Below are 6,183 nucleotides of genomic sequence, written 5' to 3' on the forward strand. Positions count from 1 at the left end.
GCACGCGCACCTCGACAGGCGGGCGACTCAGGGGCCGGGCGGTCCTCATCGGTCTGCTCAGCCTGTCGCTGGTGGCCGCCGGAAGCTCGTCACTCGCGACCGGGTCGACCGACGACCTCGCGGGGGACGTGCCCCCCGCCGTTCAGGCCGAGGAGGCCACGACGGCCCTGGAGCCGGCGACCGAGGTGGAGGCCCTGGACGGCGCCGTCCCGGAGGCGCCGGCCGTCGAGGAGCCTGCCGCCGAGGAGCCCGCCGGACCTGCCCCGGACCCGGCGGCCGTCGCCATCGGCGAGGAGCCGGACCGCGACGAGATCGCCGACGAGGCGAACCAGGAGGCAGCCGACGAGCAGGCCGAGGGTCCCGCCGAGGGCGGGTCCGCCGGCGAGGCAGCGAAGCCCCGGGCGACGGATGCGGAGGCGACCGACGTCGCCCCGATGGCCGTCCCCAGCCCCGGGAGCACGAGCTCGGTCATCACGGTCAAGGTCGGCGGCGACCGTACCGACGGCTCCAGCGTCGCTGGGTTGGACGGCGTGACCCTCCGGCTCTACGAGGGCGGCCAGTCCGGCCCGACAGCGCCGGTCGACGCGGACTGGGCGACGTGCGTCTCGGACAGCGCCGGCGACTGCAGCTTCACGGTCCCGGAGACGCAGGAGAGCGTCCGCGAGTGTGTTTGGTGGGTCGGTGTCTGTCTGGACTGGCGTGTGATCTCCCCGGCAGGCGAGAACCGTGACCGCCAGTTCTGGGTGGTCCAGGAGTCCGCTCCGGGCGGCTGGTACCCCAACACCTCGCTCGTCACCGGTGCCGCGAACAGCCAGCAGTCCACCGCCTACCGGTTCCGCACCGGATCTCAGCTCCGCGCCGGGAACACCTACCGCTCCGGCACCCACTTCATGGCCGGCAGCGGAGACCAGACCCGCGACGTCTCGAGCGGGCGCTGGCAGGTCTCCCGGGACAACCCGCAGCTGCCGGCGACCTGCGAGGCGGGTATCGACGTCGCCCTCGTCCTCGACCTCTCCGGCTCGGTCGCCAACGCCGGCGCCGTCGGAGACCTCAAGAGCTCGGCGATCGCCTTCGCCGAGGCGCTCGAGGGGACGGGCTCGCGGCTCGCCCTGTTCACCTTCGCCTCGACCGCGCCGCGGAACACCTCCCCGAGCGGCCGCAACTACCCCGACCTCCTGCCGATCGACGGCAACCTCTCCACGATCCGCCAGCGCATCAGCGGCTACCAGGCCGAGGGCGGGACGAACTGGGACCGCGGTATCGCCCAGGTGGCGGAGAACGGCCAGCGCTTCGACCTCGCCATCGTCATCACCGACGGGCTCGCCACCTTCTACGGGACGGGCACCAACCCCTCCGGGCCGGGCAGCTTCACCCGGTTCGTCGAGACCGAGCAGGCGATCTTCTCCGCCAACGCCCTGAAGGCCCAGGGCACCCGTGTGCTCGCCGTCGGCGTGGGTGACGGGATCAGCGGCGACGCCGCCAACCTGCGCGCCGTCTCCGGGCCGACCGGCTACACCCCGGGTGCGTCCGCGAACACCGCCGACTACTTCCAGACCGGGTGGCACGAGCTCGCCCCGCTGCTGGAGAACCTCGCCAAGGGCGCGACCTGCCAGGCGACGGTCACCGTCGACAAGGTCGTCCAGCCCTACGGCGGTACGGCCGGCCCGGGCATGGGCTGGACCTTCGCCGCCACCCGCACCGGCGGCGACGGCCAGGTCGTGCCCGCGGTCCCGCAGGTCACCGGACCATCCGGCTCGGTGGAGTACACCGTGCGCTTCGACCGCCCGGACGCCTCCGCGGCGACCGTGCGTATCGAGGAGCGGCTCTCGCCCGCCCAGGACGCCGAGGGCTGGAGCCTGGACGACGTGCGCTGCACGGTCAACGACCGGCCCCGGGCGGTCACGGTCCACGGCGACGCGGTCGTCATCACCGGGATCACCGCGGGGGACGACGTCGCCTGCACCTTCACCAACGTCCAGACGCTCGAGCCCGGGATCTCGGTCGTCAAGCGGGCGTGGGACGTGGCGAGCTGGCCCCACTTCGGCCTGCCCCACGGCCACCCCGAGCTCCCGGCCGGCACCGGCGTCCTCGACGGCACGACGGTCACGTGGACCTACACGGTCCGCAACACCGGCCGCACCGTCCTGCACGACGTCGTCGTCCGCGACGACCGCGTCGGCACGGCCCACTGCCCGACCTCCCGTCTCGAACCAGGCGAGGAGATGGTGTGCACCGCCTCCGGCCCGGTGACACCGACCGGTCCCTGACCGGCCCCACGAACGGCCGAGCACGGCGCTCGGTGAGCACGACCCTCCACGACCTCGTGTCGTGCGTGCGGACAGCACCCAACACAAGGAGAACCGATCATGAACAAGAAGACGACCGGCCTCGTCGCCGGAGCTGCGGGCGCGGCACTCCTCCTCGGCGGGGCGACCTTCGCCCTGTGGAGCGACAGCGACCCGGTCGCCGGGGGGACCATCACCGCCGGTAACCTCGACGTCAAGGCCACCCAGCCGACGTGGCTCGACGTGTCGCAGGACCGCACCGACGCCGGGCACGTCATCGACCTGGAGCGCTTCCGGATCATCCCCGGGGACACCATCCGCGGCACCTTCGGCTTCAAGGCCGCCCTCGAGGGCGACAACATGGTCGCCGAGCTCTCGCTGGCCGACCTCGCCGCCGACGGGGAGCTCCTCGACGCGCTCGGTGCCGAGGCCACGTACCAGGTGGTCCTCAAGCGCGAGAACGACCAGACCGTCGTGGAGGAGGGCAACCTCCTCGAGGCCGAGCCGGTGCTCTTCGCCTCGGCCGACAACTCCAACAACGTCGCCCCGCTGCCGACGCTGCCGGCCGACCTGCCGACCGCCCCGAACGTCCAGCTCGTCGTCGACGTGACCTTCCCGGAGACGGTGGAGGAGCAGGACCTCGTCCGGGCCACCGCCGTCCTGGAGGACTTCACGGTCACGCTCTCCCAGGTGCGCGACAGCGCCGGCGAGGGCGGCTACTGACCCCACCGACCCGGGTGGGGGCGTGCGCCCCCCGACACGCCCCCACCCGTCCACCCCCGCGACGAGACCACCGGAAGGAGACCGCGATGACCGCCGACACCGGCGTCGAGGACGCCGTCCGCGAGCAGTCGCACTCCCTCGGGCGTGCCGCGCTGCGCGGCGCCACCCTCGTCGCCCTCGTGGCGCTGCTCGCGCTCGCCGCGGCCGTCGCCGTCGTGCCCCGCGTCATGGGCGGGGCCGCCCTCACCGTGCTCACCGGCTCGATGGAGCCGACCTACGCCCCCGGGGACATGGTCGTGGCCGTCCCGCAGGACAACTACGACGTGGGGGACGTCGTCACCTTCCAGCCGGTGTCGGACGACCCCACCCTCATCACGCACCGGATCGTCGGCATCCGCACGGGTGCCGAGACCTGGTACGTCACGCGCGGTGACGCCAACGGCGCCGACGATCCCCCGATCAGGGCCGAGCAGGTCATGGGCCGGGTCGTCTACCACGTCCCCTACGTCGGGCACGTGGCCCACGCCGTGGGCCCCAACCGTGGCCTCGTCGTCACCGCGGCCGCCTGCCTCCTCCTCGGCTACGGCGCCTACCTCGTCATCTCCGACTCTCTTGCCGGCCGCCGCCGCGGCGCAGGACTGATCACCAAGGGAGAATCGTGACCCCACGCCCCACCCCTCCACGCCGCGCCCGCCGCCGGCGCAGCGCGGGCCCGCTCGTCGCCGCCGCGGCACTGCTCGCCGGTGCCGTCGGAGCCGGCGGCACGGTCGCCCTGTGGACCTCCGGCGGCAGCAGCCCGACCGGGAGCATCACCGCCGGCGACCTCGACATCGAGCTCGTCGGCGACACCGCCTGGCGGGAGACGTCCCGCGACGTGCCCGGCACGCCGCGCGACATCGACCCGGAGGAGTTCCTCGCCCGGCCCGGTGACACCGTCACCCTCACCCAGGACTTCCGCACCGTGCTCCAGGGGGACAACATGCTCGGGCACCTCACCGTCGACTGGGAGCGCGCCCCCGACCTCGCCACCGGCACCGCCGCCACCTGGACCGTGCGCGACGCCGCCCACACCGCCCTGGTCGAGGACGTCCCGCTCGGCAGCAGCCGCACCCTCCCGGCGCTCGACACCGACGACGACGGACGCAGCGACACCTTCACCCTCGAGGTCACGGTGACCTTCGACCGGGAGATGCCCGACCGCTTCGCGGCCGACGCCCCGGTCCAGGTCGCCGACCTCGGGACCATCGCCATCGACCTCGACCAGGTCCGCAGCGGGGAGGGGTTCACCTCATGAGGACGACACGTCGCGGCCTCGCCGTCGCCCTCGGCGCAGCGGCCGGAGCCGCCCTGGGGGTCGCGGGCACCTCCCTCGCCCTGTGGGGCGATACCGTCTCCGTCGCCGGCCGGCTCGGCACCGGGTACGAGTACTTCGCCGTCGGGGCGCCGGGGCAGACAGCGCCGGCCCCCTCCGGCACGGCGGTGTTCACCCTCGGTCCGGAGCACGCCGCCCGGCTCATGGCGGAGCACGAGCTCGCCGTCCCCATCCAGGTCGACAGCCTGAGCCAGGGGAACAAGGGGCTCTCCTACGAGGTCGCCCCGCCCGCATCCTGGGGCGACGGCATCCTCGGCACCGCCCAGGTGAGCATCTTCCGCGTCGACTCCGCCGCGGCGTGCCACGTCGGTGCACAGGTCCCGACCCACGTCGAGCTCGTCTCCACCCCGGTGCCGGCGACCTACACCACCGACACCGACCCGACCACCGAGTACTGGTGCCTCCTCGCCCGCTACGACGGGTCCCCACCGCTCGGGGAGTACACGAACACGGCGACCGTCACCGCGACCGACCCGAACGGCACCGAGGTCAGCGACGAGGACACGTGGCACGCCGAGGTCCGCGCGGACCTCGACCCCGCCGCGGAGCCGGAGCACCACATCACCTTCACCTACGAGACGTTCCGACCTGGGGAGGAGCCGTGACCAGCACCCGCACCCGACGGGCGGCCATGACCGTCGCGCTCGCGGCTGTGCTCACCGCCGGCGCCGGTACCGCCCACGCCGACCCCTCCTACGACGAGGCGATCCAGCTCTCCTGGGACGGGCGCACCTACACGAGCGTCACGGCCGAGAGCTTCCTCGGCACGCCCGTGTCGGTCCCCGGCGACTCGGCCTCTCGGACCCTGCTCGTGCGCAACGACGGACCGACCGCCGGCACCCTGCGCGCCAGCATCGTCAACGTCGAGCTCGCCGACCCCGACGCGCCGGACGTCCACCACAACCCCGAGCACCGCAGCCCGGGTGAGGGCTACGGGGGTGCCGGCGCCCAGGGCGACTTCTACGACGACCTGCGGGTCCGGTGGGCGGGCGGTTCGGCGTCCTTCACCGAGCTCCATGAGCAGGGGCACACCCCGATCCTGGAGATCGACCTCGACACCGGCGAGCAGGTGCCGATCAACCTGGCGTACGAGCTCCCGCTCGCGGCCACCTCGGGCAACCGCGCCAATGTCGCCCCCCGGGAGGCGTCCTTCGACGTCCTCCTCGAGATCGGCGGCACCCTGCCCTCGGCGACACCGACACCGAGCCAGACACCGGCACCGACCCCGACGTCCCCCACCGGGCCGACGTCGGATGTCGGCGCCCCGAGGACCGGCGGCGGACAGCTGCAGCAGACCGGGGCGGACGTCGGGCTGCTCGTCCTGGCCGCCGGCGCCGCCCTCGGGGCGGGTGCCGGACTGGCCGTCCTCTCCGCGCGGCGGCGCGCCGCGCGGGACCCCGGGCCCTAGCCCGGGACCCCAGATGTGCCCCGCGGGTCTTCGCCCGGCCGGCGGCGCGTAACGGACGCGGTGGCGGGTCCGCCCGGCCGCTCCCGGTGATGGTGATCGGCGCCGGGACCGGCCGTCCGCCACCGCGTCCAGGGCGGGGCCGCTACCCCCCGAGCGGCCCCGCCCACCTGGCGCGTGGCGGCCCTCGACCTGTGAGTGAGGTCATGCGCGCAGCGGCCGGTGTCATGGCGTATGATGGAGCGCTGGACGAGCGTGCCTGCCCATCTCCCTGCCTGGAACCGGGGAACGGGCGAGTTCCACGGTGCGCCCCGTCGCCGCACGCGGCGGCGGCCACACGCAGGAGAGAAGAGTTAGCGGAGGACATGGCGAAGAAGGACGGCGTCATCGAGATCGAG

Annotated in this window: 5 protein-coding genes and 1 pseudogene; all 6 read left to right on the plus strand. The window is 73.8% G+C overall.

Translation table 11 applies throughout. The features are described from left to right. A pseudogene (locus Q0195_RS12240) lies at nt 1-2,267 on the plus strand (hypothetical protein); the annotation flags it as partial. Nucleotides 2,268-2,366: 99 nt separating this feature from the next. Then, nucleotides 2,367-3,008, plus strand: coding sequence for an alternate-type signal peptide domain-containing protein (locus Q0195_RS12245; protein WP_299278961.1), 642 nt, complete (start codon nt 2,367-2,369; stop codon nt 3,006-3,008). Between the two features lie 86 nt (nt 3,009-3,094). After that, nucleotides 3,095-3,670 (plus strand): signal peptidase I, encoded by a 576-nt coding sequence (locus Q0195_RS12250; RefSeq protein ID WP_299278964.1) that lies wholly within the window; start codon nt 3,095-3,097, stop codon nt 3,668-3,670. Continuing rightward, complete coding sequence (locus Q0195_RS12255) at nt 3,667-4,302, plus strand: alternate-type signal peptide domain-containing protein (RefSeq protein WP_299278966.1); 636 nt, start codon at nt 3,667-3,669, stop codon at nt 4,300-4,302. Before Q0195_RS12250 ends, Q0195_RS12255 begins: the two co-directional genes overlap by 4 nt. Beyond that, nucleotides 4,299-4,985 (plus strand): hypothetical protein, encoded by a 687-nt coding sequence (locus Q0195_RS12260; protein ID WP_299278969.1) that lies wholly within the window; start codon nt 4,299-4,301, stop codon nt 4,983-4,985. Before Q0195_RS12255 ends, Q0195_RS12260 begins: the two co-directional genes overlap by 4 nt. Continuing rightward, nucleotides 4,982-5,788, plus strand: coding sequence for a hypothetical protein (locus Q0195_RS12265; protein WP_299278972.1), 807 nt, complete (start codon nt 4,982-4,984; stop codon nt 5,786-5,788). Before Q0195_RS12260 ends, Q0195_RS12265 begins: the two co-directional genes overlap by 4 nt. Nucleotides 5,789-6,183 lie beyond the last annotated feature (395 nt).

The organism is uncultured Georgenia sp. (genome assembly GCF_937958535.1).
Classification (GTDB): domain Bacteria; phylum Actinomycetota; class Actinomycetes; order Actinomycetales; family Actinomycetaceae; genus Oceanitalea.

What these genes read in the sequence shown, in the direction of transcription:
- Q0195_RS12260 (WP_299278969.1), top strand. Translation starts at nt 4,299, where the DNA reads ATGAGGACGACACGTCGCGGCCTCGCCGTCGCCCTCGGCGCAGCGGCC.
- Q0195_RS12245 (WP_299278961.1), top strand. Translation starts at nt 2,367, where the DNA reads ATGAACAAGAAGACGACCGGCCTCGTCGCCGGAGCTGCGGGCGCGGCA.
- Q0195_RS12250 (WP_299278964.1), top strand. Translation starts at nt 3,095, where the DNA reads ATGACCGCCGACACCGGCGTCGAGGACGCCGTCCGCGAGCAGTCGCAC.